At 70.5% G+C, this 24,946-nt stretch carries 24 protein-coding genes and 1 other RNA gene; 12 read left to right on the top strand and 13 right to left on the bottom strand.

The features are described from left to right. Positions 1-17 precede the first annotated feature (17 nt). Positions 18-482: a 6,7-dimethyl-8-ribityllumazine synthase gene (locus tag ACIO52_RS18075; protein ID WP_218721845.1), complete on the top strand. Its 465-nt coding sequence runs from the start codon at positions 18-20 to the stop codon at positions 480-482. Here ACIO52_RS18075 and ACIO52_RS18070 read toward each other — a convergent pair whose 3' ends face one another. After that, positions 483-1,928, bottom strand: coding sequence for a metallopeptidase (locus ACIO52_RS18070; protein WP_402645079.1), 1,446 nt, complete (start codon positions 1,926-1,928; stop codon positions 483-485). Positions 1,929-2,004: 76 nt separating this feature from the next. Further along, on the bottom strand, positions 2,005-2,955 hold the full coding sequence (locus ACIO52_RS18065) for an endonuclease/exonuclease/phosphatase family protein (RefSeq protein ID WP_218721848.1): 951 nt from the start codon (positions 2,953-2,955) through the stop codon (positions 2,005-2,007). A 106-nt stretch (positions 2,956-3,061) separates the two neighbouring features. Here ACIO52_RS18065 and ACIO52_RS18060 point away from each other — a divergent pair, with 106 nt between their 5' ends. Further along, positions 3,062-3,346, top strand: a complete 285-nt coding sequence (locus tag ACIO52_RS18060) for a hypothetical protein (protein WP_218721849.1) — start codon at positions 3,062-3,064, stop codon at positions 3,344-3,346. A gap of 29 nt (positions 3,347-3,375) precedes the next feature. Then, positions 3,376-4,041 carry a phosphoribosylanthranilate isomerase gene (locus ACIO52_RS18055; RefSeq protein WP_402645075.1) on the top strand — a complete coding sequence of 222 codons (666 nt, stop codon included), beginning with the start codon at positions 3,376-3,378 and terminating at the stop codon, positions 4,039-4,041. Positions 4,042-4,059: 18 nt separating this feature from the next. Here ACIO52_RS18055 and ACIO52_RS18050 read toward each other — a convergent pair whose 3' ends face one another. Continuing rightward, a complete protein-coding gene (locus ACIO52_RS18050; RefSeq protein WP_316574010.1) occupies positions 4,060-6,573 on the bottom strand; it encodes a DUF262 domain-containing protein in 2,514 nt (837 codons plus the stop codon). A gap of 116 nt (positions 6,574-6,689) precedes the next feature. Further along, positions 6,690-7,709, bottom strand: coding sequence for a hypothetical protein (locus ACIO52_RS18045; protein ID WP_316574009.1), 1,020 nt, complete (start codon positions 7,707-7,709; stop codon positions 6,690-6,692). A gap of 222 nt (positions 7,710-7,931) precedes the next feature. On the opposite strand from ACIO52_RS18045, the gene ACIO52_RS18040 reads away from it, so the two are divergent. Beyond that, positions 7,932-8,135: a cold-shock protein gene (locus tag ACIO52_RS18040; protein WP_218721900.1), complete on the top strand. Its 204-nt coding sequence runs from the start codon at positions 7,932-7,934 to the stop codon at positions 8,133-8,135. A 59-nt stretch (positions 8,136-8,194) separates the two neighbouring features. Here ACIO52_RS18040 and ACIO52_RS18035 read toward each other — a convergent pair whose 3' ends face one another. The 3 genes from ACIO52_RS18035 to ACIO52_RS18025 form a co-directional block, all read right to left on the bottom strand. Beyond that, positions 8,195-11,206, bottom strand: a complete 3,012-nt coding sequence (locus ACIO52_RS18035; RefSeq protein ID WP_316574008.1) for a bifunctional [glutamine synthetase] adenylyltransferase/[glutamine synthetase]-adenylyl-L-tyrosine phosphorylase — start codon at positions 11,204-11,206, stop codon at positions 8,195-8,197. A gap of 61 nt (positions 11,207-11,267) precedes the next feature. Then, a complete protein-coding gene (gene glnA / locus ACIO52_RS18030; protein WP_218721857.1) occupies positions 11,268-12,605 on the bottom strand; it encodes a type I glutamate--ammonia ligase in 1,338 nt (445 codons plus the stop codon). A 121-nt stretch (positions 12,606-12,726) separates the two neighbouring features. Further along, on the bottom strand, positions 12,727-14,259 hold the full coding sequence (locus ACIO52_RS18025; RefSeq protein ID WP_402645070.1) for an alpha/beta hydrolase: 1,533 nt from the start codon (positions 14,257-14,259) through the stop codon (positions 12,727-12,729). Positions 14,260-14,471: 212 nt separating this feature from the next. Between ACIO52_RS18025 and panB the strand changes: the two genes are divergently transcribed. The 4 genes from panB (at position 14,472) to ACIO52_RS18005 (ending at position 17,892) form a co-directional block, all read left to right on the top strand. Further along, the gene (gene panB / locus ACIO52_RS18020; RefSeq protein WP_402645068.1) at positions 14,472-15,329 is read left to right on the top strand and encodes a 3-methyl-2-oxobutanoate hydroxymethyltransferase; all 858 of its coding nucleotides are present in this window, start codon (positions 14,472-14,474) and stop codon (positions 15,327-15,329) included. Positions 15,330-15,625: 296 nt separating this feature from the next. Then, complete coding sequence (locus ACIO52_RS18015; protein ID WP_218721863.1) at positions 15,626-16,069, top strand: hypothetical protein; 444 nt, start codon at positions 15,626-15,628, stop codon at positions 16,067-16,069. Continuing rightward, positions 16,069-17,031 carry a prolyl aminopeptidase gene (gene pip / locus ACIO52_RS18010; protein WP_316574007.1) on the top strand — a complete coding sequence of 321 codons (963 nt, stop codon included), beginning with the start codon at positions 16,069-16,071 and terminating at the stop codon, positions 17,029-17,031. Before ACIO52_RS18015 ends, pip begins: the two co-directional genes overlap by 1 nt. Positions 17,032-17,034: 3 nt before the next feature. Next, on the top strand, positions 17,035-17,892 hold the full coding sequence (locus ACIO52_RS18005; protein WP_218721866.1) for a CHAD domain-containing protein: 858 nt from the start codon (positions 17,035-17,037) through the stop codon (positions 17,890-17,892). 294 nt (positions 17,893-18,186) lie between these two features. Here ACIO52_RS18005 and ACIO52_RS18000 read toward each other — a convergent pair whose 3' ends face one another. Next, positions 18,187-19,617 carry an RNB domain-containing ribonuclease gene (locus tag ACIO52_RS18000; protein WP_316574006.1) on the bottom strand — a complete coding sequence of 477 codons (1,431 nt, stop codon included), beginning with the start codon at positions 19,615-19,617 and terminating at the stop codon, positions 18,187-18,189. Between the two features lie 20 nt (positions 19,618-19,637). After that, positions 19,638-19,970 carry a hypothetical protein gene (locus ACIO52_RS17995; protein WP_218721870.1) on the bottom strand — a complete coding sequence of 111 codons (333 nt, stop codon included), beginning with the start codon at positions 19,968-19,970 and terminating at the stop codon, positions 19,638-19,640. Positions 19,971-20,382: 412 nt separating this feature from the next. Between ACIO52_RS17995 and ACIO52_RS17990 the strand changes: the two genes are divergently transcribed. Then, on the top strand, positions 20,383-20,754 hold the full coding sequence (locus ACIO52_RS17990) for a hypothetical protein (RefSeq protein WP_342800861.1): 372 nt from the start codon (positions 20,383-20,385) through the stop codon (positions 20,752-20,754). A gap of 66 nt (positions 20,755-20,820) precedes the next feature. On the opposite strand, the gene rnpB is transcribed toward ACIO52_RS17990, so the two are convergent. Then, an RNA gene (gene rnpB / locus ACIO52_RS17985) (RNase P RNA component class A) lies at positions 20,821-21,226 on the bottom strand. 110 nt (positions 21,227-21,336) lie between these two features. Between rnpB and ACIO52_RS17980 the strand changes: the two genes are divergently transcribed. Next, a complete protein-coding gene (locus ACIO52_RS17980) occupies positions 21,337-22,224 on the top strand; it encodes an alpha/beta hydrolase (RefSeq protein ID WP_402645061.1) in 888 nt (295 codons plus the stop codon). Between the two features lie 16 nt (positions 22,225-22,240). Here ACIO52_RS17980 and ACIO52_RS17975 read toward each other — a convergent pair whose 3' ends face one another. Continuing rightward, positions 22,241-22,675: an SgcJ/EcaC family oxidoreductase gene (locus ACIO52_RS17975; RefSeq protein WP_402645058.1), complete on the bottom strand. Its 435-nt coding sequence runs from the start codon at positions 22,673-22,675 to the stop codon at positions 22,241-22,243. A gap of 185 nt (positions 22,676-22,860) precedes the next feature. On the opposite strand from ACIO52_RS17975, the gene ACIO52_RS17970 reads away from it, so the two are divergent. Beyond that, entirely contained in the window at positions 22,861-23,403 is a 543-nt protein-coding gene (locus ACIO52_RS17970) for an NUDIX hydrolase (RefSeq protein WP_218721876.1), read from the top strand. A 68-nt stretch (positions 23,404-23,471) separates the two neighbouring features. Here the strand turns inward: ACIO52_RS17970 and ACIO52_RS17965 are convergent, their stop codons facing one another. Then, entirely contained in the window at positions 23,472-23,864 is a 393-nt protein-coding gene (locus tag ACIO52_RS17965) for a hypothetical protein (protein WP_402645054.1), read from the bottom strand. Positions 23,865-23,976: 112 nt separating this feature from the next. Here ACIO52_RS17965 and ACIO52_RS17960 point away from each other — a divergent pair, with 112 nt between their 5' ends. Beyond that, positions 23,977-24,768 (top strand): helix-turn-helix transcriptional regulator, encoded by a 792-nt coding sequence (locus tag ACIO52_RS17960; RefSeq protein WP_316574002.1) that lies wholly within the window; start codon positions 23,977-23,979, stop codon positions 24,766-24,768. A 5-nt stretch (positions 24,769-24,773) separates the two neighbouring features. Here ACIO52_RS17960 and ACIO52_RS17955 read toward each other — a convergent pair whose 3' ends face one another. Continuing rightward, on the bottom strand, positions 24,774-24,899 hold the full coding sequence (locus tag ACIO52_RS17955; RefSeq protein ID WP_402645051.1) for a hypothetical protein: 126 nt from the start codon (positions 24,897-24,899) through the stop codon (positions 24,774-24,776). Positions 24,900-24,946: the final 47 nt, after the last annotated feature.

The following is a 24,946-nucleotide window of genomic DNA, read 5'->3' as shown; positions in this document are numbered from 1 at the left end:
CCTAGTAGACTCCGCCCATGGGAACCACGTCTACCGGCGCCGTCGCCTTCATCCGCGCCAGCTGGCACAGCTCCATCGTCACCAAGGCCCACGAGGGCTTCGTCGCCGAATACGCCGGTCTAGGGCTCGACCCGGCCGCCGTCGAGGTGTTCGACGTCCCCGGCGCCTTCGAGATCCCGCTGCACGCGCAGCGTCTGGCCCGTACCGGCCGCTACGAGGCGATCGTGGCCGCCGCGCTGGTCGTCGACGGCGGCATCTACCGCCACGACTTCGTCGCCACCGCGGTGATCGACGGCTTGATGCGCGTCCAGCTCGACAACGACGTCCCGGTGTTCTCGGTGGTGCTCACCCCGCACCACTTCCACGAGCACAGCGAGCACGTCGACTACTACACCAACCATTTCGTGACGAAGGGAGCCGAGGCCGCCCGCGCGGTGGCGAACACCCTCAGCTCCCTGCGGTCACTGCCCGCGGCGCGCTGACTACTCGAACCGGGTCAGGCAGGCCTGTTCGCCGTCGAGCACGCCGGTGCGGAACGCCTCGAGGCGCTGATACCCGCTCGGCACCACCTTGCCGTTGACGTCGGCGGCCGCGAGGCCGTCGGCGAGCAGGCCCGACACGGCCTCGTCCAGGTCGCCGGCCGACAGGCGCGGATCACTGCTCGGCTCACTGAGTTTCGTGGTCAGCGCGCCGGACAGGCACGCGGTGCGCAGGCCCGCCGATTCGGCGCCGGTCAGTGACAGCTTGCGGTCCTGCTGCACCGCCAGGGCGTAGCGGGACACGAAGACCACCGCGGCGTTGTAGTCGCCGGTGACGACCGCCGAGAGCGGTTCCTCCTTGCCGGTGGACCCCTCCCCCGCGCGCTTGGCCATGGCGGGCAGGTCGGTGCCGATGGTGTTGCTGCCCGGGCAGTAGGACACCGGCTCGGTGGTGGTCGTCGAGGCGCAGTTGCGGGTGACGCCCGCGTAGTCGAACGTCGGCACGTTCTTCACCGGCATCGACTTGCCCAGCTGGGTCGCCAGCGAGCTCAGGTTCTCCTTGTTCACCGGCAGCTGCTGATCGCGCTCGCCGTCCTCGAAGGTGACCGGCAGACCGCCGCGGCGCTTGCTGATCTCGTCCTTGTCGATCCCCTTGCAGGACCCGGCGCCCTCGGTATAACCCTTCTGCACCGCGGTGACGCGCTCGAAGGCCGAACCGTGCACGGCGTCAGGGTCGTTGGGGTCACGGTCGCGCACGGCGACGGTCGCGCCGAGCACGCCGTTGAGGCCATCGGTGGTGTTGAGGGTGAAGTGCTTGGACTTGCCCTCGGCGACGTGGCGCAGGAAGACGCCGGCCAGGCAGTCGGCCTGCTGCTCCTTCACCAGCGCGTCGGTGAGGAAGCCGCGCAGCAGATCGGCCTGGGACTGGATGGCGTGGCCGTACTCGTGGGCCAGCACCATCACCACCGACATCTCCTTGTACTTGTCGACCAGCAGCGGCAGCAGGACCGAGCGGTCCCAGCCGATGGTGTGGTCGAGCGGGCAGTACGCGGCGTTGACCAGCTTGTAGGTGCTGCTCTTGCAGAACTGCACCGACTCCGATTCCGGCGCCTTCGCCGACCACGAGATGTACTTCGAGGCGGGCTTGAAGTTGCCCCGGAAGGTCTTGGAATACTCGGTCTGCCAATACTCTTCGATATCGGCGATGGCGTTGAGCGCGAGCTTGTCGATCTTGCCGTTGTCGCCGTTGTCGGCCTTCTTGTCGGTGTCGGGCACACCCGGGCGGGTGCCGCTGGGCCCGGTGTTCGACGTCGCGCCCGCCACCTCCCACGGGTTGTCCATCGTGGGCATCGCCTGGTCGCCGGCGACGGTCGTCGCCGCGCAACCGGTGGCGAGCAGGCCGACGCTCACCAGTGCCGCCATGGCCATGGCGAACCGATGTTTGATCATCCGCTGATTCCTCCCCGGGGAATGACATGGACGCCGAGCGGTCCGATGTCGAGCGCTCACATGGTAATCGACGCCGTCAATCCCGCATTCTGACCGTGGCGAGCACCGCGCGATGGTCGGAGCCCGGAATCGTCAGCGTGCGTACCTGTTCGGCCACGCCACCGGCGACGAGGATGTGATCGATGCCGATCACCGGCCCCCACCGGCGATCCGCGGGAAAGGTCAGCAGGACGCCGTCGCCCGTCTGTTCCGCCGCGGCCGCGAACGGACCGTCCAGCAGCGCGCGGTACGCCGCGTGGTTCTGCGTCGCATTGAAATCCGCGCCGACGATCGCGGGTGTGGGCGCCGTGGCCAGGATCTCGTCGACCCGGCGCAGCTCGGCGGTCCACGCGGCGAAATCGATGTTCGGCGGGATCGGATGGAAGGCGTACACCGAGATCGGGCCGCGCTGTGGATGTTCCATCGTCGCGGAGATGTTGCTCATGATGAAGCCGTCGTACTTCACGGTCTGGCGCAACGGGTATCGACTGTAGATGCCGGTACCGCCGCCGCCGGATTGCGCGGGTTCCAGATAGAAGTAGGGCAGCCGGTCCTCCAGGCCCGCCGCTCGCAGCCGCGTGATCGAGTCGACGGTCAGTTCGTCGGCGGTGAGCACGTCGACGTCGTTGTCGCGCACCGCGGCGACCACCGCGGCCGGATCCGCCTGGCCGAACAGCAGATTCGACTGCAGTACCCGCAGCTGCGGCCCCTCGGCGGCACCGGCCGCCGGAATGTAGGCCGGAACGACCAGCCACGCCGCGCCTGCCAGCACCACGCCCCCGGCGATCGCGCTGCGCCATCCGCGCGCGAGGAGGACCAGGACCACCCCGATCACCGCGCCCAGCATCAGCCACATCGCCCCCGACGCCAGCAGCACCAGCGACTGCTGCCGCCAGCTGCCCAGATGCAACACGATCCCCGCCGTCGCCGCGATCAGTGCGCCCCACCCCAGGACCAGCAATGCCCGGTCCAACCATTTCCGCATCATGGGGCCGAGCCTAAGCCGACGTCCTTGGCGCGCCCTTATGGTGCCGCTAAAGGTTCTCTGAGGTGCCCGCGTCGGCCTACACTGGCGCCGCAGAAGGAGGTGGCGCGTGTACATCGAGGAATTCCCCGCCGCGGGCCCGCTCACCGAGGACGCCGTCGACGCGCTGATGACCGTCGCGGGCCGCTACACCTCGGCATTGACCCTCACCGTCGCCGACCGGACCGTCCAGCTCCCGGTCCTGCCGGTCTGCTGGACCGAGCTCCCCATCCGCGCGGGCACCCCGATCACCATCGAAGCCGCCCGCGGTCACCGCCCACCCGACACCGAGGACCGCACCGCCCTGCGCGATTTCGTCACGACGTTCCAGCACGCCACCGGCGCGCGGGGCTGACGTGCTCGCGGCCCGATAGTCTTCGGTCCATGACCGTGCGCGCCAAGATCTGCGGAATCCGCTCGGAAGCCGACCTGCGGATCGCGATCGAGGCGGGCGCGGACGCGGTCGGCCTCATCTCGGGCATCACCCACGTCAGCGAAGACGGGCTCGACGCCGCGACGGCACGGCGATTGGCCGCGCTGGTCCCGCCGTTCGTCAACACCGTCCTGGTGACCCACCTCGACCATGCCGCGGCGATCATCGAGCTCGCCGATCACCTCGGCGTCGACACGATCCAGGTGCACGGGCTGGTCTCGGCGCAGACACTGCGGCAGGTCAGGGCCGAGGCGCGGGGCCGGACCATCCTGCGCGCCGTCCACGTCGCCGGGGCGGACGCGATCCTGGAGGCGAAAGCCGCTGCCGCCGACTGTGATGCGGTCCTGCTGGATTCCCGCACCGCCGACCGGCTGGGCGGCACCGGCCGCACCCACGACTGGACCATCAGCGCGCGCATCGTGACCGAGTTGGCCGCACTCGGCTGCCCGGTCGTGCTCGCGGGCGGACTCACCGCGGACAATGTCGACGCGGCGATCAGCGCGGTGAAACCGTTCGGGGTCGACGTCAACAGCGGCGTCGAGGAAGCCGCGGGCGACAAGTCGAAGCAGGCGTGCGAACGCTTCGTCGCCGCCGCGCACACCGCACGGCACAGCTGAGACAGGCCATCGGCACGGTCAGAGCGGCAGGCCCGCCTCGATCCAGTTGTAGGCCTGGATCTTTCGCGAGGCCGGATCGTTGACGACCTGGTTGATGAGGTCGTTGATCTGGTCGGTGGACAGGGGGTAGCCGTAGTGCTCGGCGGCGCCCGCCGAGGCCCAGAGGGAGGCGAAGAGGCCGGGGCCGCCGAGGAGGTGGGACAGGGCGGTGGCGACATCCTCGACCACCTCGAGGACGCCGTGCACCATGGCGATCGCGATGTCCTCGTCGCCGGGGGTGGCGCCGGGGGCCAGCGCGCCGGAGGCGACAGCGCGGCGGGCCAGCCAGTCGCGCGGGACCAACGGGTTCGGGCCGATCGCGTCGCCCAGGTAGTACCGCCACTCCCCCGGATTGCCCTGGTCGAAGGCGTGGATGTAGAAGGTGCGGGTCAGCGCCCACAGCGCGATGTAGCGCAGGGCGACCTGTTCGGGCTCGAGCGCCGCGTCGGGGCCCTCGGCGCGGTCCCGCTCGAGCTGGTTCCAGGCGAAGCGGAACCAGACCTGCTCGGAGTTGCCGACCCAGGTGGCGGGCAGGCGATCGGCCAGCGCGGCCACGTCGGCGGCGGGGCCGTAGAGGCCGGTGTCGCCCGAGACCTCGACGCGCAGGTTGTCGACATAGCCGCGCAGCGCGTCCACCGAGGTGAACACGGCGTAGCCGAGCTGGGCCAGGCGGGTGAGGTCGGCGTTGGCGGGCTCGAGCACCAGCACCACCGGCATGCCGACGCCGGGCTGCAGGCCCTCGGGCCAGAACGCTTCGGCGACAGCGAGTTCGCGGCCGGTCACCGGATCGGAGACCTCGCTGTCGAGCAGCGGGAACCCGAAGCCGTCGGCGACCAGGTCGTCGACCAGCGCGTTCACCAGGTCCACCGCCGGGTCACCGAGGCTCACCCCGGCCACGCCGACCGACAGCAGCGTCGGCCGGTGCAGGGTGCCGGTGCGCAGCTGCTCGAGGAAGGCATCCGCGGCCGCGGACAGCAGTTTGCGCCGCGCGCGCAGGAATTCGCGGTAGTTCTCGACCCGCCACAGCGTGGGGTCGGTCGGAATCCACTGCGAGGCCAGCACACCGGGATGACGGCGCTCGACCTCGGCGAGGTAGTCGGCCGGTTCGCGTTCGCCCAGTTCGGCTTCCGAGCCGGGGCTGAGGAAGCAGAAGTTGGCGATCGCGTTGATCTCGTTGCGTTCGTAGCCCGCGTCGCGCAGCGTGGTCTTCGGGAACAGGTAGTGCACCTGCACCGGGGTGCGCTCGCCGAACTGCTCGATGCCCAGTTCGTCGCCGGTGCCCAGGTCGCGGGAACCGTCGACGCGGGTCAGCAGGTACAGCAGCGGATAGAACCGGGAACCGCGGGTCGCGCCGCCGAAGTCGTCGGCGCACAGGTCCAGTGAGCCGCCGCGCAGCCGTTCCAGCGAGCCGATGAGGCCGTTGATGCCGCCGCGTTCGAGCGTCTCGTAGTCCTGCTGCAGGAACGTCTCGGTGGACCCGCTGAACCGGCCCCACAGCGCGGAATGGATGTACCAGTACAGCACCCGGTCGCGGTGCAGGTCGTCGTCGAAGCGGCCGCCGTTGAGGAACAGCAGCCGGGTGATGACCGGAATCGCGTAGCGCCCCATCAGGACTCGGTCGTGGTCGAGACCGAGGCGGCCTGCCACGGTGTCGAGGAAGGTGTCGACCTGGGTGGCGGTATCGCTGAGCGCCTGTTCGAACTCCGCGGGCGACAGATCGCCGAGCGCGTCGAAGTGGGCGCGGCCGTTGCCGACGGCGATCACATTGCGCAGCAACCAGTCCAGGGTGAAGGTGTAGCCGTCCTTGTCCCAGCGGATCAGGTGGTCGCGCAGGTTGCCGCGGGCCTGCGGCCACTGCGCGCACAGCGTCGCCAGCGCCAGATCACCCTTGGACAGTTTGGTGCCACCGGAGTTGACGCGGTTGAAGATGTCGACGACCTCGTCGACGGTGCGGTCCGAGCCGGTGATGGTCTCGACATTGAACTCGCGGTGGGTGATCTCGCGCAGCTTGTTGAGCCGGTCGAGGTAGACCGCCAGCGTCTCCGGCGGGACCTCGGTGAACCGGGGCAGGTAGTGCACGGGCCCCAGCGCGAACAGCTCGGTGACATCGATCCAGGTCGGCGCGGTCTCGCGGCCGGGCACCTGGAACTCGAAAACCTCACGGTCGACATCGAAATGGAGTCCGGTGAACGCGACGGCGTCGCCCTCGAAGAACGAGGGCGCGGTGCCGCGCAGGATGCCGTAGAGGGTGGTGATGCGCTGCTGGCCGTCGAGCAGCAGCTGCCGCAATCCCGAGCCGCCGCCCTGGCCGCGTACCGCGATGTCCTCGGATCCGGTCTCCCACACCAGGAGCCCGCCGACCGGATACCCGAGATACAGCGACCGCATCAGTCCGCGCACCTGGTCCCTGTTCCAGACGTAACCGCGCTGGAATTCGGGCAGCAGCACCGCTCCGGAGTCGATCTGGTCGAGCAGGGAGGACAGACGTGTCACGGCAGCCTTTCATCGCGATCCGGTAGCGCAAGCGCTCCATCGTTGCACGGATCGTACCGACAAACACCGACGCACCAGCGGCCGAACAGAACTCACGGTCCGCGGGTTCGCGAGTCCTAGGTTCCGGTCACCGCGGCGCGGAACGCCGGGGAGGCGTAGAAGGGCGCCAGCCTGCGCCGGACGACGGCGTCCAGATAGCCGCGCTCGTCGAGTGTCGCCAGCACCGAGGGGCCGAAACGCAGCGCCTCCTCGATCATGTCCGCGCGCCCGATGCCCAGCTCGGCCAGCAGTTCGGCCAGCGGGGTGTCGCCGTATTTGTCGAAGACGTGATCGATGCCCTCGTCGAGCAGGGCGTGGAAGTAGTCGGTGTCGCGGAAGGTGCGCCAGAACTCGAAGGTGAGGACGACGGCGTCCTCCACGTCGTTGGCCGAGACCAGCTCGCGGAAGGACCCGATGGAATCGCCGGTGTGCTTGCGCCAGGTCTCGCGGGCGGCGTCGAGCAGCATGTCGTCGGCGTCGTCGCGATTGCCGCGCAGGACGAATCGGGCACCGGTGCGGGTGATCCGGCCGACGCCGTTCTCGATCGCGGGCAGCGCCGGCTCGGCCAGCCGGGCCAGCGCGCCGCGCAGCGACTGCGCCAGACCGCCGCCCTCGGCGTGCTTGCCGTCGTCGACGGCGGTCACGACGGCGCGCTGCACCGCTTCGACGCAGGCGTCGACGGTGACCGGGCTGTTGAGCACCAGCCGCACCAGCCGGTGCGAGACCTCCATGTCGGCCACGGCCGAGACCAGTTCGTCGAAGCGGCGGTTGTCCACCACGTCGCCGACGGGGATCTCGTCCTGGGCGCGATGGTTGTACAGCCGGGCGGCGATCTCGCCGACGAGTTCGGGGATCGCGCCCTCGACCGGGATCTGCACCGCGTACTTGTGCGCGACGCCCTTGATCTGCTCGCGGGTGACCGCCTCGGCCAGGGTCAGCACGGCGCACTCGGCCAGGACGCCGTCGACCTCCTCGGTGACGAGTTCGAGGAAGCCCGCGGGCGTCAGCAGCTGTTCCTTGGCGAAGGCCACGTGCGCGTCGAGCACCCGCAGTGCCAGATCGACGTGTCCGGAGTCCGCCTCGTTGCTCTCACCCATGCCGCCCAGATTGGCACATCACGGGCGACAGTGTGACCTCGGCGCACCCGTCGCCGATCGGCCATGGCGACACGCCGTGCGCGAGGCGCAGACTCCGCCCACATCGCGGTGCCGAGACCCCCTGCGCGCAGTTTGTCGGCGAGTATGGCATACTTGGCTGCTGAGACTGGGCTGATCACAGAGATCGCCATGGCTCATCGACTGAAAAGACTTGTAAAACACATGACTCAAGGCACTGTTAAGTGGTTCAACGGCGAAAAGGGCTTCGGCTTCATCGCCCAAGACGGAGGCGGCCCCGACGTCTTCGTGCATTACTCGGCCATCAGCGGCTCGGGCTTCAAGTCCCTCGAAGAGGGCCAGCGGGTCGAGTTCGAGGTCGGCCAGGGCCAGAAGGGCCCCCAGGCTCAGGACGTCCGCGCCATCTGATTCCGGCGTGAACGAGAAAGGCCCCGCACCCTCGGTGCGGGGCCTTTCTCTTGTCCGCGTTATCCCCCGAACACCCGCTCGACGACCGCCTTGGCCCGGCGGGTGATGCGCATGTAGTTGTCGAGGAACTCGCTGCCGTCGTCGGTCGGCCAGCCCGCCACCCGCGCGACCGCCGAGAGCAGTCGGCCCGGACCGGGGAGCTGATCGGTCGGCTTGCCCTTGACCAGCACGAGCGCGTTGCGGGCCGCCGTCGCGGTGATCCACGATTCCCGCAGCAGCGCGACGTCCTCGGGTTCCAGGATGCCCTCGGCCTCGATGACGTCGAGCGCCTCCAGCGTCGAGGTGTTGTGCAGCGCGGGCACCTCGTGCGCGTGCCGCAGCTGCAGCAGCTGCACGGTCCACTCGATATCGGCCAGACCGCCGCGCCCCAGCTTCGTGTGGGTGGCCGGATTGGCCCCGCGCGGCAGGCGCTCGGCGTCGACGCGGGCCTTGATCCGGCGGATCTCGCGCACCGACTCCGCCGAGACGCCACCGGCCGGATAGCGGATCGGGTCGATGACGTGCAGGAACCGCACGCCCAGATCCTGATCGCCGGCCACCTGGTGCGCACGCAGCAACGCCTGCACCTCCCACGGCTGGGCCCACTGGGCGTAATAGGCCTGATAGGCGGCCAGCGTGCGGACCAGCGCGCCGTTGCGGCCCTCCGGGCGCAGGCCCGCGTCGACCTGCAGCGGCGGGTCGGTGCTCGGCGCGCCGAGCAGGCGCTGGACCTTCTCCGCGACGCCGGTCGCCCACTTCACCGCCGTGGTCTCGTCCTCGCCGGGGCGGGGGTCGCAGACGAACAGCACGTCGGCGTCGGACCCGTAGCCCAGTTCCATGCCGCCGAGCCTGCCCATGCCGATGACCGCGAGGTCGGCGGGCGCCGGCGCGCCCCGCTCGGCCACCGACGCCCGGATGACCGCGCTGAGCGCGGCCTCGAGCACCGCCACCCACACCGACGACAGCGCCGCGCACACCTGCGGCACGTCCAGCATGCCCAGCAGGTCGGCCGAGGCCACGCGAGCGAGCTCGTGCCTGCGCAGCGACCTGGCCGCGGCGACAGCGCGAGACGGATCGTCGTAGCGGGCCGCGGCAGTCTGGATGCCGCGCGCGACATCCTCGGGCTGCGGGCCGAGCAGCTGCGGACCGCCGGGGCCGTCGGCGTACATGCGGATGGTCTCGGGGGCGTTGATCAGCAGGTCGGGCAGGTACTCCGAGGAGCCGAGCACGATCATCAACCGCTGAGCGATGGCGCCCTCGTCGCGCAGTTCGCGCAGGAACCAGATCTGGTCGTCGAGACCTTCCGAGACCCGGCGGTAGGCGAGCAGGCCCGCGTCGGGATTCGGGGTGTCGCCGAGCCATTCGAGCAGCGTCGGCAGCAGTAGCGCCTGGATGCGGCCTTTGCGCGAGACGCCGCCGGTGAGCGCCTTGAGGTGGCCGAGCGCGTTGGCGGGCGCGCCGTAGCCGAGTGCGGCGAGCTGTCGCACCGCGGCGTCGGGGCTCAGCCGCAGCGCGTCGGAGTCGAGCCGGGCGACCGACTCGAGCAGCGGCCGGTAGAACAGCTTGGCGTGCAGCCTGCGCACCCGCATCGAATTGCGGCGGATGTCGGTCTCGAGCACCCCGACCGCGTCCTGCCTGCCGTCGGGCCGGATGTGGGCCGCGCGCGCGAGCCAGCGCATGCCCTCCTCGTCGTCGGAGGCGGGCAGGGTGTGGGTGCGCTTGAGCCGCTGCAACTGCAGCCGGTGCTCGAGCAGCCGCAGGAACTCGTAGGAGGCGGTGAGGTTGGCCGCGTCGTCGCGCCCGACGTAGCCGCCCGCGGCCAGCGCGGTGAGCGCCTCGACGGTGTTGGTGACATGCAGCGAATCATCGACCCGGCCGTGCACCAATTGCAGGAGCTGTACGGCGAATTCGACATCGCGTAGGCTGCCCGCGCCGAGCTTGAGTTCGCGTTCGCGCAGGTCGGCGGGGACCAGGTCCTCCACCCGGCGACGCATGGCCTGCACGTCGGCGACGAAGTCGGGGCGCTCGGAGGCGGTCCACACCATCGGCATGATCGCGTCGCGGTACTGCTGCCCGAGTTCCAGATCGCCGGTCATCGGCCGGTTCTTGAGCAGCGCCTGGAACTCCCAGGTGCGGGCCCAGCGCTTGTAGTAGGCGAGGTGGGAGTCGAGCGTGCGCACCAGCGCGCCCGCCTTGCCCTCGGGGCGCAGCGCGGCATCGACCTCGAAGAACGCCGAACCGGCGACGCTCATCATCTCCGCGGCCAGCCTGGTCGCGGTGGCGTCGGCCGGCTCGGCGACGAACACCACGTCGACATCGCTGACGTAGTTCAGTTCGCGCGCACCGCATTTGCCCATCGCGATGACCGCCAGGCGCACCGGCACCGGGCCGTTCTTGCACACCCGCGCCACGGCGACCGACAGCGCGGCGGTGAGCGCGGCGTCGGCCAGATCGGACAGGTGCCTGCCGACCACCTGATACGGCGGCACCGGCTCGTTCTCGACAGTGGAGGCCAGGTCGACCGCGGCCAGCAGCATCAGCTGATCGCGATACCGGCTCCGCAGCAACGCGATCGCCTCCGGACCGGCGATCTCGGCCCGGAACAGCATCGGCCCCGCGTTGGGCCCGCTCTCGGGTTTCGCCTCGACCGCGTCGAGCAGGTCGGCGATCAGTTCGTCGCGTTCGGGAAGCCGGTTCGCGCGCAGCACTTTCCACGCGGCGGGCGTGGCGACGAGGTGATCGCCGAACGCGGTGGACGAGCCGAGCAGCCCGAACAGTCTGCCGCGCAACGTGGCATCGGAGCGGATGGCCGAATCCAGTTCGGCCCAGTCGGTTCCGAGCGACTCCCGCAGCCGGATCAGCGTGGACAGGGCCAGATCGGCGTCGGGCGAACGCGACAGCGCCCAGAGCACTGGTACGCCGTCGACATTGTCCCAGCCGAGCTGGTGCAGGGAATCCGCTGCGGTGGGCTCGAGCAAGCCGAGCCGGCCGACGCCGGGGACAGCGGAGCGGGCAGTCGGTGGCCGGACCATGCCCTAAAAGTACATGGTCCGCGCATCGACCGCGTCACGCCCGGCGCGGCCGGGCGCGGTGTCACAGACTGAGGTATTCCTCGAGCTCCCACGGGGTCACCTGGCTGCGGTAGGCGGCCCATTCCCGGCGCTTGTTACGCAGGAAGAAGTCGAAGACGTGCTCGCCGAGCGTCTCGGCGACCAGCTCCGAGCGCTCCATCACCTGCAGGGCCTCGTCGAGGGTGCCCGGCAGCGAGCGGAAGCCCATCGCGCGACGCTCGGCGTCGGTCAGCGACCACACGTCGTCCTCGGCCTCGGGGGGCAGCGTGTAGCCCTTCTCGATGCCGCGCAGCCCGGCCGCGAGCAGCACCGCGAAGGTCAGGTACGGGTTGCAGGCCGAATCAGGACTGCGGATCTCGACCCGGCGCGAGGACGACTTGTTCGGCGTGTACATCGGCACGCGCACCAGCGCCGAGCGGTTGGACCGGCCCCAGGAGGCGGCCGTCGGGGCCTCGCCGCCGTGGATCAGGCGCTTGTAGGAGTTGACCCACTGGTTGGTGATCGCGCTGATCTCGGGGGCGTGCTCGAGGATGCCCGCGATGAACGAGCGCGCCGTGGCGGACAGGTTCTCCGGATCGTCGGGGTCGGCGAAGGCGTTGGACTCGCCCTCGAACAGGCTCATGTGGGTGTGCATGGCCGAGCCGGGGTACTGGGCGAACGGCTTGGGCATGAACGTCGCGCGCACGCCCTCGTCGATCGCGACCTCCTTGATGAGGTAGCGGAAGGTCATCACGTTGTCGGCCATCGAGAGCGCGTCGGCGTAGCGCAGGTCGATCTCCTGCTGGCCGGGGGCGCCCTCGTGGTGGCTGAACTCCACCGAGATGCCCATCGACTCGAGCGCGTCGATGGCGTGGCGGCGGAAGTTCGGGGCCGAGTCGTGCACGGCCTGGTCGAAGAAGCCGCCGTTGTCGGCAGGCACGGGGGCGCCGTTCTTCAGGCCGTTCTCCAGCAGGAAGAACTCGATCTCGGGGTGCACGTAGCAGCTGAAGCCCACGTCGGCGGCCTTGTTGAGCTGACGCCGCAGCACGTGGCGCGGGTCGGCCCACGACGGCGAGCCGTCGGGCATGGTGATGTCGCAGAACATGCGGGCGGAGTGCTGGTGGCCCTTGGAGGTGGCCCAGGGCAGCACCTGGAAGGTCGACGGATCGGGCCGCGCGACCATGTCCGCCTCGGACACGCGCGCGAAGCCTTCGATGGCCGAGCCGTCGAAGCCGATGCCCTCCTCGAAGGCGCCCTCGAGCTCGGCGGGCGCGATGGCGACGGACTTCAGGTAACCCAGCACGTCGGTGAACCAGAGACGTACGAAGCGGATGTCCCGCTCTTCGAGCGTCCGCAGCACGAATTCCTTCTGGCGATCCATACCGGCGAGCGTAAGCACCCGGCGTTAAATCCGTGTTACATACGCGCTCGCGTTTGCTATCTCGTCACATCGTTCGCACATCTCACCCGCGGTGACGGGGCGCGCTGAGCCGCGATCCGCCTCAGCAGGTGAGTCCGGCGCCGGGCGCGGCGAGGTCGACCAGATAGTCGATGACGGCGTCGTCGAGGCAGCGGTCGCCCGCGACGAGGGCGGCGGTGTGCCGGTTGCCGCGGAAGGTGATCAGGTCGGCACCCAGCTGCGCGGCCAGATCGACACCGGCCTGGTACGGCGTCGCGGGGTCGTCGGTGGTCGAGACCACGACCGTCTTCGGCGCGCCGGGGGCACTGACCCGGTGCGGGGTGCTGGTGTTGGGCACCGGCCAGGCGGCGCACAGTTCCAGCGGGGCGGCGCCGGTGCCCTTGCCGTCGTCGAGGAACGGCGCGGCCTTGCGGTACTCGGTGTCCTGGCGGCCGGTGACCGCCGGATCGGTGACGCGCGGATCGTCGACGCAGCGGATGGCGTTGAAGGCGTCCTGGGTGTTGGCGTAGGTGCCGTCCTCGCGGCGGCCGTCGTACATGTCGGCCAGTTGCAGCAGGGTGTCGCCGCGGCCGTCGCGCAGTTCGGTCAGGCCCTGGGTGAGCACGTTCCACAGGTCGTCGGTGTAGAGGGCCTGCTGGACGCCGGTGATGGCGTCGCCGTAGCTGAGCCCGCGCGGGTCGGCGGTGGCGGCGGGCGTGGTCTCCAGCGGGGAGACCAGCGCGCGGAACCGGGCCACGGACTGGGCCGGATCGGTGCCGAGCGGGCAGTCGGCGTTCTTCGCGCAGTCGGCGGCGTAGGCGTTGAACACGCCCTGGAAGCCCGCGGCCTGGCGCAGCGACTCCTGCACGGGGTCCTGGGAGGAGTCCACCGCGCCGTCGAGGACCAGGGCGCGCACGTTCTGCGGGTACTTCTCGGCGTAGGCCGAGCCGAGCCGGGTGCCGTAGGAGTAGCCGAGGTAGCTCAGTTTCGGGTCGCCGAGCACCGCGCGCAGCACGTCCATGTCCTGGACGACCTCGCGGGTGCCGACATGGGCGAGCAGGTCGGTGCCGGTGCGCTGAGCGCACCGGTCGGCGTACTCGCGATTGTCGGCCTCGGCGTCGGCGATGCCGGCCGGGGTGTTGTCGGTGGGCGGCTCGGCGCGTTCGGCGTCGGCCTGCTGCGGGGTCAGGCAGACGATCGCGGGCAGCGAGGACCCGACGCCGCGCGGATCGAATCCGACCCGGTCGAACTTCTCGGCCAGCTCGGTCCGGTTGCCGACGGTGACCATCGACAGCCCGGAGACCCCGGGGCCGCCGGGGTTCAGCAGCAGCGAGCCGATCTTGTCGCCGGTGGCCGGGATCCGCGACAGCGCGATCTGGGCGGTCGGGCCGTCCGGGCGCGCGTAGTCGACGGGCACGGTGATCCGCGCGCATTCGGTCTTGGGCGGCAGCCGGTCCTCGGGGCTGCCGAAGCCCTCGCACGAACCCCAGTCGAGTGGCTGGTCGTAGAACTTCTCCAGACCGGGCGGCGGTGGCGGCAGCTCCGCGCGCGGCGCGCTGGTCTCGGCGCTGGTGCAGCCGGAGACGATCAGCGCCGCGAGAGCGCCGAGGAGCACGACGAGCCTGCCACGCTGCACTGTGGGCCCACCTTTCCGCGCCGCACGGCGCACAACACGATGCGCCCGATCCGCGCGAAAGGGCTCTCCTTCACGCTAGCCGAACCACCGCTGTGACCGATCACACCGGTACCGGCCCTTAAGTCGGCTCGGCCCGAGGTGGCACACTGGATTCGTCAGAAAAACCCGGGGACCCGGTACGGGCCTCGAGGAACCAGACGAAAGGGACGATGATGTCCGTATCCGATGAGCAGACCCCTGCCTACGGTGCCGCTCCCGCCGCCGAAGCCAAGCCCCGCCGCAAGACCCGCGTCCAGCATCTGCAGCAGATGAAGGCCGAGGGTGAGCGCTGGTCGATGCTGACGGCCTACGACTATTCCTCCGCGCGCCTCTTCGAGGAAGCGGGCATTCCGGTCCTGCTGGTCGGCGATTCCGCCGCCAACGTGGTGTACGGCTACGACACCACCGTGCCGATCACCATCAACGAGCTGATCCCGCTGGTGCGCGGCGTCGTCCGTGGCGCGCCGCACGCGCTGGTCGTCGCCGACCTGCCGTTCGGCACCTACGAGTCCTCGCCGCAGCAGGCGCTGGCCACCGCCACCCGGTTCATGAAGGAGGGCGGCGCGCACGCGGTCAAGCTCGAGGGCGGCGAACGCGTCGCCGAGCAGATCGCGCTGATCACCGCCGCCGGCATCCCGGTGATGGCGCACATCGGCTTCACCCCGCAGAGCGTGAACACCCTCGGCGGGTTCCGGGTGCAGGGGCGCGGCGACGGTGCCGAGCAGCTCATCGCCGACGCCATCGCGGTGCAGGAGGCGGGCGCGTTCTCCGTCGTCATGGAGATGGTCCCGGCCGAGCTGGCGGGCCAGGTCACCCACAAGCTGACCATCCCGACCGTCGGCATCGGCGCCGGCGCCGACTGCGACGCCCAGGTGCTGGTCTGGCAGGACATGGCCGGCTACACCAGCGGCAAGACGGCGAAGTTCGTCAAGCGCTTCGGCAATGTCGGTGACGAGCTGCGCTCGGCCGCGGCCGCCTACGCCGACGAGGTCCGCCGGGGCACCTTCCCCGGCCCGGAGCACAGCTTCTGAGTTTCTGGAGCGCTGGCGCGCTCGAGGTCGCGGCCCCTCCTGTCCCGTCGGTCGGGCACCGTTGCTTGCTCCTTCGTCGCCTACGCAACGGCACCTGACCGACGGGACGGCCGCGACGGCCGCTGCGCGGCCTGCCCCTCCTCAGGGTCGGGGCGCGCGGGGCCGGGTTCACGGTGTGCCTGGCCGAGAGCGGGGCGTGCGGGGCCGCGTGTCGAACTCAGGGTTCGGCCGGATGTGCGCGGTGGCACCGGATGGCAGACTCGATACCGACATAGTCGACACGAGTAGAGGTATCGATGCCGCACCGCCGTTGGAAGACCCGTCCCGCGCTGCTGCTCGCGGGCGCGCTCGCCGTCGCGAGCCTGAGCGCTTGCGGCAGTGGGGAAACCACCCCGACCGGCAGTTCCGGCACCACGACCGCCGCGACGACCAGCGTGGCGAAGCCGAGCACCTCCGGCACGCCGGGGAGCGTGACGATCACCGACACCGCGGCCGCGCAGCTGTGCGACATGATCCGGCCCGAGCTGTCCAACTTCCGGGTGCAGGGCCCGACGCTGGGCCGGTTCGCGCTCAACGCGATGGTGCACGAGTGGGCGCTGCGCAACGGCGGGATCAACGCCCAGGTGCTGGCCGACAAGGCGATCGTCGACCGGGTCACCACCGAGGCCTGCCCGGACGTGCGTACCGAGGCGATGACCGCCCTGGATCTGCCGAATCTCGCTGCGGGACTGGCGTTCTGATGCGCGACCTCTACCCGGAGATCGAGCCGTTCGCGCACGGCCTGCTCGACGTCGGCGACGGCCAGTCGGTGTACTGGGAGGTCAGTGGCAATCCCGACGGCAAGCCGGTGGTGTTCGTGCACGGCGGGCCGGGCGGCGGCACCGGGCCGCTGCAACGGCGGTTCTTCGATCCCGCCGTCTACCGCATCGTGCTCTTCGATCAGCGCGGGTGCGGCCGGTCGGTGCCACACCTCGCCGACGGCGCGGACCTCGGCGTCAACACCACCGGGCATCTGATCGCCGACATGGAGTTGCTGCGCGAGCACCTCGGCGTGGACCGCTGGCAGGTGTTCGGCGGGTCGTGGGGATCGACCCTGGGCCTGGCCTACGCCCAAGCCCATCCCGAGCGGGTCACCGAGCTGGTGCTGCGCGGGATCTTCCTGTTGCGGCGCAAGGAGATCGACTGGTACTACAACGGCGCGGCGGGCAACGTCTACCCGGCCGAGTGGGCGAAGTTCCTGGCTCCGGTGCCGGTCGCCGAGCGCGGCGAGGACCTGGTGGAGGCGTATCACCGGCTGCTGCACTCGCCCGATCCGCAGGTGGCGCTCGACGCCGCCGTGGCCTGGTCGACGTGGGAGGGCGCGACGAGTTCGTTGCTGCCGCAACCGGATCGGGTGGCCGAGACCGGCGAGGCACGCTTCGCGCTGGCGTTCGCGCGCATCGAAAACCACTATTTCCGGCACGGCGGATTCCTCGACGAGGGACAGTTGCTGCGTGACATGGACCGGATCGCCGACATCCCCGGGGTGATCGTGCAGGGCCGCCACGACATCGTGTGCCCCGCGGTGAGCGCGTGGGATCTGCACAACGCCTGGCCGGGTTCGACCCTGCACATCGTCGAGGACGCCGGGCACACCGCCCACGAGCCCGGCATCACCCACCATCTGGTGGAAGCGACCGACGCGTTCGGGAAGCGAGGCTGAATCATGGCGCCCAAGGCCGGCAAAGCCGTCGTCGCGGCACTGCGGGACGACATCGACCGGCTGCTCGCCGCCGAACCCGACGTGCGTGCCGACGCCGAGGACTCGGTGCACCAGATGCGCGTGGCCACCCGCCGCCTGCGCAGCGTCCTGCGGTCCTATCGCAGGCTCTTCCACACGAAGCGGGCGGCGGCCACCGAGGCCGAGCTGAAGTGGCTGGCCGATCTACTCGGCGTGGCCCGCGATGCCGAGGTCCGCGCCGAGCGCTTCGTCGACCTGCTCGCCGAGCACGACGAGGTCCCCGACGAGGTCACCCAGGCGCTGGTCGGTGCCTCCCTCGACGCCTACACCGACGCCCACGCCGAGGTGCTGAGCGCGCTCGACGGCAAGCGCTACCGGCGCCTGCGCAAAACCCTGACCGCCTGGCGCACCGATCCCCCGCTGGACCGCGACCTGGCCCGCACGCCCGCGCGCAAGGTCTTCGACGGCGTCCTGCGTCGCGACCGCAAGCGCCTGCGCGCACTGGTCCTCGCCGAACCCACCGCCGCCCCCGCCGACCGCGTCGAGCTTCTGCACGATATCCGCAAGGGCGCCAAGCGCTTGCGCTATTCCTGCGAAGCGGCAGGCACCGTCCTCGGCGACGACGCGACCGACCTCGGCTCGCGCGCCAAACGCCTGCAAACCGTCCTCGGCGACCACCGTGACGCCGTCGAATCCCGCGAGGCCATCCTCGCCGCGGCCGCAACGTCGCCCACCGCGACCGCGACCCTCTACGAACTCCTCGCCGACACCGAGGAAGCCGCCGCGGGCCGAGCCATCGCCCACTATCCCGCCGCCGCGGCCTTCGCCACCGCCGCCGACTAGCGGTCGGCCGCGTCGGTTCGTCACGGACACCAGTCCTCCCGGTCCCGGTCCCGCTCCCGAAGCGCCCGGTCGAGCAGCGGCCAGCCGTCCAGTTCCCTGGTGCGGTCGAAGCCCGTCCTCGGCCGACGCGAGGTCGAGCAGGGTGCGGACCACACCCGGCCACACCCGGCCGCAGCCGGCCTCGCCGGTCAGCTCGTGCCGATGCGAGACGGCCCACCGGTAGGTCGTGTCGCCGGCCAGGAGACGGCGGTTGCGACGGCTGCCCACACCCCGAGCCTGCCCGCCGGTGTCGGATCAGGGTCGGGCGTAGTCGAATCCGATGGTGCGGGTGGCGATATCGGCGGTCACGAGCCGGACCGGGACGTGCTCGCCTTCCGGCGGTTTGCCCGCGCAGCGGCCCAGGATCGGGGGTTCGCTGACGAAGATCTCGGCGTCGCGGGTGCCGTTGGCTTCGCGCAGGACCAGCGCCGGGAACTCGGTGCCGACCCGGGGCGCCAGCACGGTCGCCTCGGTCAGGTCGACGCAGGCGCGGTCGACCTTGCTCGCGACGGAGTCGGTGCGGCGCAGGGTTTCCGCGGCGGGCCCGAGACCGTCGATCACCCAGGTGGGGACCTCGGTGCCCGCGCAGTGGGCCAGGCAGATCTCGGTGGTGAAGCGGTCGGCCAGACGGCGCAGCGGGGCGGTGACGTGGGCGTAGGGGGCGCCGATCGCGCTGTGGGTGAGCTGCTCCGCGGTCGGCTGGTCGAGGTCGGCGAGCAGCGTGTAGCCGGCGCCGCGCAGCAGGCTCGTCGCCTCCGACATCAGGACCAGGGCGGCGGGGGTGTTCGCGTCGAGGCCGGCCAGCAGTCGGCCGACGGGCATGTCGGCGGGCCAGGCGACGCCGAGCGCGGCCGCGGTGCGCCGCATCGAGGCGATCGCGCTGTCGGGCGGCGGCGGCATAGTGCGCAGCAGACCGATCGCCGGGCCCTGGTGCGCCAGCATGATCTGGGCCGCGCACATGCCGGTGAGCAGCGAGACCTGCTCGTTCCAGTCGTCGGCGGCGGTGCGCGGTTCCAGTTCCAGGCGCCAGTTGTCGCCGTGGCGCACCACATCCTGGGCGGGCAGTCGCAACGCGATCGCGCCCCGGTCGAGGCCTGCCTCGATCCGCAACCTGCCGAACTCGGGCAGCGCGACCAGCGAGGGGTGCAGCGTGCCCGCGTCGGCGGCGGCCTGGACCTGCGCGTAGTCGAAGCGCTCGCGGGAGCGCACCAGCGCGCGCGTGACCGAGAAGCGCTGCGGGACAGCGCGTTCGTCGAGGTCGATGGTCCACAGCGCGGCGGGCCGGTCCACGCCGGGCAGCAGGCTGGCGGTGCCCTCGGACAGCACCGTCGGGTGCAGCGGGACGGTGCCGTCGGGCAGGTAGAAGGTCTGGCCACGGGTTTCGGATTCCCGGGCGAGCGCACCGCCCGGCACGATCACGGCGCCGAGATCGGCGATCGCGTACTGCAGGGTGAAGCCGGTGGGGGTGCGTTCGAGGTGCAGCGCCTGGTCCAGATCCATGGCGCCGGGCGGGTCGATGGTGACGAACTCGATGTCGGTCCGGTCGACCCGCGTGCCCGCGAACGCGTCGACCGCGTCGCGGGCCTCCGAGACGGCCTCGGCCGGATAGTCCGAGGCCAGCCCGAATTCGGAACGGATGGCGCCGAAGTCGACCGGCGCCGAGACGATCCGCTGATGGAGTTCCATCCTGGCAGGTTAGCGAGTGCCTACTGCAGGGCCAGCATGGTGCCGTTGAGCTGGTCGAACGGGCCGTACACGGTGAAGGTGACCCGACCGTTGGGGACCGACGAGGAGACGGTCGCCGCGGCGTCGAGCGCCTGACCGAACGAGGCCGCCGAGGGGTGCGGCAGACCGGCGACGGTCAGACCGAACCGGGTCTGGTGGACCCAGGCGGTATCGGCCGGGCTGAGGTCGACCTGGACCCCGCCCGCCAGCGGGGTCACCGCGACCGCGCTCGCCGATCCGGCACCCAGCGAGGTGAAAACCGCAGCGGCTCCGGCGATCAGTGCACCGGCGACAATGGAACGAACTACCCGCATGTAAATGTGACCTGCTTCCGCGATCGAATGTGTTGGGCTCACCACCCGGGCAGCGAGCCCTGCCGACGGCGAACACTCTATGACCTCGCTCACGTTTCCGGCGACTTCCAGCGCATTTTCACGCAGGCGACACACTTTTCCCGCGCTCGTCCCGCCAGTTGTTACTGTGTCGGCGGCACACCCGGCAGCTGCCGGGCAGTGCGGCACCCACGTCGATAAATGGGAGTTCCGAGCGTATGTCGTCGCTGATTTTCGATTACCTGTTGCCGATCCTCGGCCCGGACCAGGCGTCCTACTGGGCCCAGCTGTTGGTGATCAACCCCGCGTAGCTCACCGAGCAGATCGAGCACCTGTCGCCTCCCGTTAACCTCACGGGAGGCGGCTTGTTTTCTGGGGCGCTAGCATCCCGCGCGTGAGTAGAACTACCGCCGCTCTCGCGGCCAGCGCCACCGTCTTCGCCCTGCTTCTGACCGGCTGCGGCGACGACTCCTCCTCTTCCGCCGCCGCGGGCTCCTCGGCCACCACGACGCCCGAGTACAAGGTCGATCCGAGCAAGGCGGGCATGTTCGTGGTGAGCTACCGCAACGCCTTCCCGAAGCTGGCCGCCGGGCGTGACGATGCCGCCGTCGCGACCGTGCTGAACCAGTCGTGCGGTGACATCAAGGCGGGCAAGTCCGAGGCCGACACCATCGCCGGGATCATCAAGGCCACCAAGAACGGCGCCGACGCCGCGACCGAGGACGAGGCCAAGGCGATCTACCAGATGTCCACGCTGATGTGCTGAGCCGGATTCCGGCGCGACCGGGGCGGCGGTTCCCCTGGGGGAGCCGCCGCCTCGTCGTTCGACAGGCGGACGAGCCGGCCTGTAAGCCGGATCCTGTCCCCGGTTCACACCGGGGGACGACCATCCATCTGGACACACCGTCGCCGGGTGCCTCGAGCGGTCCACCCGCAGGCTCGGGCGAGCAGCCCTCGAACACCTGCGCAGCCGCACCGTGAGGTGCGACCTTCGACCTTGCTCCGGGCGGGGTTTACCGAGCCGCCCCGGTCACCCGGGGCGCTGGTGCGCTCTTACCGCACCGTTTCACCCTTACCGCACGTGCTGTGCGGCGGTCTGTTCTCTGTGGCACTGTCCCGCGGGTCACCCCGGGTTGCCGTTAGCAACCGCCCTGCTCTGTGGAGTCCGGACTTTCCTCGGTACCGAGCAGCGGCGCGCACGCGCCCGTTCTCGTCACCGCGGTCGCCCGGCCGACTCGTCCGCTCGTACAGAGTACCGTGGCGCGAACGACGGCCTCGGCGGCGGCAGCCCGCGTGACCGCGCAGGGCCCCGGGAGCGCCGCCCGAAAACGCAGTACGGTAATCACCCATGGAACGTGTCGACGTCAGTTTCCCCTCGGGTAACCAGCAGTGCGCTGCCTGGCTCTACCTGCCCGACGGTGCGCCCCGGCCGCGCCCGCTGGTGATCATGGGACACGGGCTGGGGGCAACCCGCGAAATGGGGTTGGATCGATATGCGCGGCGGTTCGCCGCGGCGGGGATGGGGGTGCTGGCGTTCGACTACCGGCATTTCGGCGCCAGCGAGGGTGATCCGCGCCAGGTGCTCAACATCGCCCGTCAGCGGCAGGACTGGAAGGCCGCAATCGCCTACGGGCGCAGTATCCGGGGGTTCGACGCGACCCGAATCGCATTGTGGGGCACCTCGTTCGGCGGCGGGCACGTGTTATCCGTGGCGCCCGACGACGACTACCTCGCCGCGGTGGTCGCGCAGGTACCGTTCACCAGCGGGTGGGCCTCGGCGATGGCGAAGGGACCGATCAGCGTCACCAAGGTCGCCACCATCGCCGCCACCGACCTGCTGTTCGGCCCGATTCGGCGCAAGCCCGTGCGGATCCGGCTGGCGGGCCGCAAACGGGCCGCGGCGCTGATGAGCGCGCCCGATGTCCCGGAGGGATTCGGCAGGCTCGCCGAGGAGAGCGAGACCTACCGGCCGAAAGTCGGTGCGCGGGTGGCATTGTCGACCCTGTTCGACGCGCCGGGCCGCCGCGCGAAGGCGCTGAAGGTACCGGTGTTCTACGCGATCGCCGAGAACGATTCGGTCGCCCCGGCCGGCCCGACCCGCAAGGCGGCCGAGCGCACCAAGCACGCGGTGGTCAAGCAGTACCCGGTCGGCCACTTCGACGTGTACTTCGACGACGTCTTCGAGCAGGTCGTGCGCGACCAGACCGATTTCCTGGTGTCGGTGTTGCGTCCCTGAACCCGCCGAGGTCCCGTCAGCGCGGGGGCCGGCCGGCGATCCGGGTGTTCTGGAACGAGGTGAAGCGCCAGCCTCGTTCCGTGCGCACCGCGGTTCGGATCTGGATGCTGCGCTCCTGCGGTTCGGTTCGCGGCGCGCCCGGCGGCAGGGGCCGCACGCCATAGGTCACCAGCACCGCGGTATCGCGGGTGGGGAACCGCAGACTCGTCCCGTCCGGCTCCGACAGGCAGGTGCCCCGCATCATCCCGTCGAACCCCGCTTGCATGACGGTCGCCAATTCCGCGCGGCCCTGGACGAATTCACCGAAGACCGAGACGAAATCGGCATCGTCGGTGAAGGTGTCGGCGAAGGCGCTGCCGTCTCCGGCCGCCCAGGCCGCGGCTTGGGCGGCGAACAGCGCGCGCACGGCGCGCTCGTCGGGTTCGGCCATCGGCCCGCCGAGAGTGGTCATATCCGTCTCCTGTCTCGAAGTGACGGTTCGACCCTTCCGTGCCATCGGCAGGCGCCGCAATGACCTCCGAGGTCATGGCCGGACATCCACCCGGATACGCCGGCGAGAGGCCGACCGGAACGGATACTTCGATCGAGGCCCGGCACTTGCCCTATGTCGAGTCCCGAGTCGGGCACCATGGAGGCATGGAACAGCTCAGCTCGCGCACGATCTACACCAATCCGTGGATGCGGCTGCGGGAGGACACCATTCGCCGGTCCGACGGGTCGGTGGGGATCTACGCCGTGGTCGACAAGGTCGACTGGGCGATGGTGATCCCGTTCGACGGCGCGGGGTTCCATCTCGTCGAGCAGTACCGGTACCCGCTGGGCGAACGCTACTGGGAGTTCCCCGCGGGCACTCCCCCGCAGGGCACGGCGCCGTCGCCGCTCGAGCTGGCGCACAACGAATTGCGCGAGGAGACCGGGTTGCGAGCCGGGCGGATGACGCCGCTGGGCATCCTGGCGACCGCACCGGCCTCGACCAGTCAGCGTGGCCATTGTTTCCTGGCCACCGACCTCACCCCGGGTGAGCCGCAGCGCGAGCCCGAGGAGCAGGACATGCGCACCGCGTGGTTCTCCCGCGCCCAGTTCGAGGCGATGATCCTGCGCGGGGAGATCATCGACGCCCACGCGGTAGCCGGGTACGGCCTGCTGCTCATGCACGAACGCGGCCTCAGCTCACCGTAGGTCTTCCCAGCCGGGTGACGCGGGTGCCGTCGCCCACCGGCCGTACTGATTCGGTCCGCGGGTTGCCGTCATCGGAGGGCCGCTCGCAGGCCCGCGAATTCGAGTGCGGCGAAGGTCGCGACCAGGACCGCGCCGGTGAGCAGGAAGCCGATGCCGAGGGCGGTCAGGGGCAGCAGACCCGAACAGGCCAGAGCCGTCATGCCCACGGCCGAGGCGGCGTTGACAGCGACGACCACGCGGCCGTAGCGATGCGGACGGTGACCGGCGATGGACAGCAGGGCCGCGCCGCCGGTGATCATGACGGCGCCGAAGAGCAGCGACAGCGCGGTCGGCAGACCGAGCGGCGCGCGCAGCAGTGGCGCGCACAGGGTCAGCCCGACGCCGAAGAGCGCTGTGCTCCAGCCGTCTACACGCAGGACGGTGGGCAGTCCAGCGCGGCGTCGGTCGGTGATCGTGGTCATCGTCGGCTCCTGTTCTCCGGGGGGACGAGGCCACTGTGCGGGGCGCGGGTCATGCTCGCAATGACCTCCGAGGTCATGGCCGGGCCGTGGTCGCGCTGGATACGCTGGGCCGATGACGGATCCGCGGATCGGGCCGCTGCTGCGGGAGTGGCGGCAGCGGCGCAAGCTCAGCCAGCTCGACCTCGCGCTGGCCGCCGACACTTCCTCCCGGCACCTTTCCTACGTCGAGACCGGGCGCGCCGAGCCGAGCCGAGCGATGGTGCTGCGGCTGTGCGACACCCTCGATGTGCCGCTGCGGGAGCGCAATACGCTGCTGCTGGCCGCCGGGTTCGCGCCCGCGTTCCGGGAGTCCGCGCTCGACGATGTCGCGCTCTCGCCCGCGCGCGCCGCGATCGAGACGATGCTCGCCGCGCACGAGCCGTATCCGGCGGTGGTGGTCGATCGCTGGTGGGATGTGGTGGCGGGCAACGCCGCCATGCCCGTGCTGATGGCCGGGGTGCCCGAGCACCTGCTCACCCCGCGCCCCAACGTCTTCCGGCTGGTCCTGCATCCGGACGGGCTCGCGCGCAGGCTGGAGAACCTGCACCAGGTCCGCGAACTGTTCCTCGAACGGCTCCTGCGCCAGCTCGGCGCCACCGGAGACAGGCGACTGCGCGCCCTCTACGACGAGGTCAGAAGCTATCCGGCACCGGCTGATTCGCCCGGCACCGCCGAGCCGACCGGCCCGTTCCAGGTCCCGATCCGCATCAACTCACCGCTGGGCCCCCTCACCATGTTCTCGACCATGGCCACCTTCGGCGCCCCGGCCGACGTCACCCTCTCCGAACTGGCCATCGAGTTCTTCTACCCCCTCGACGACGCCACCGCCACCGCGCTGCGCGCCATGGCCGCCACGGCCCACTGACCGGTTCAGAGCGAGCGGCGCATCTCGAATTCGGTGCGCGGATCGCCCGGCTCCACCGGACCGCGCCGGCCGGTCGACGCGAAACCGTGTCGCCGGTAGAGGTTTTCGGCGGCCTCGTTGCCCTCGGTCAATTCGAGGCACACCGCGGTGCAGCCCGGTGGCGCGGCGACGAGTTCGG

Source organism: Nocardia sp. NPDC087230 (genome assembly GCF_044744725.1).
In the GTDB taxonomy this organism is placed as follows: domain Bacteria; phylum Actinomycetota; class Actinomycetes; order Mycobacteriales; family Mycobacteriaceae; genus Nocardia; species Nocardia canadensis.
The sequence above is the reverse complement of the archived record's forward strand: the minus strand, read 5'-3'. Positions and strand labels throughout refer to the sequence as shown.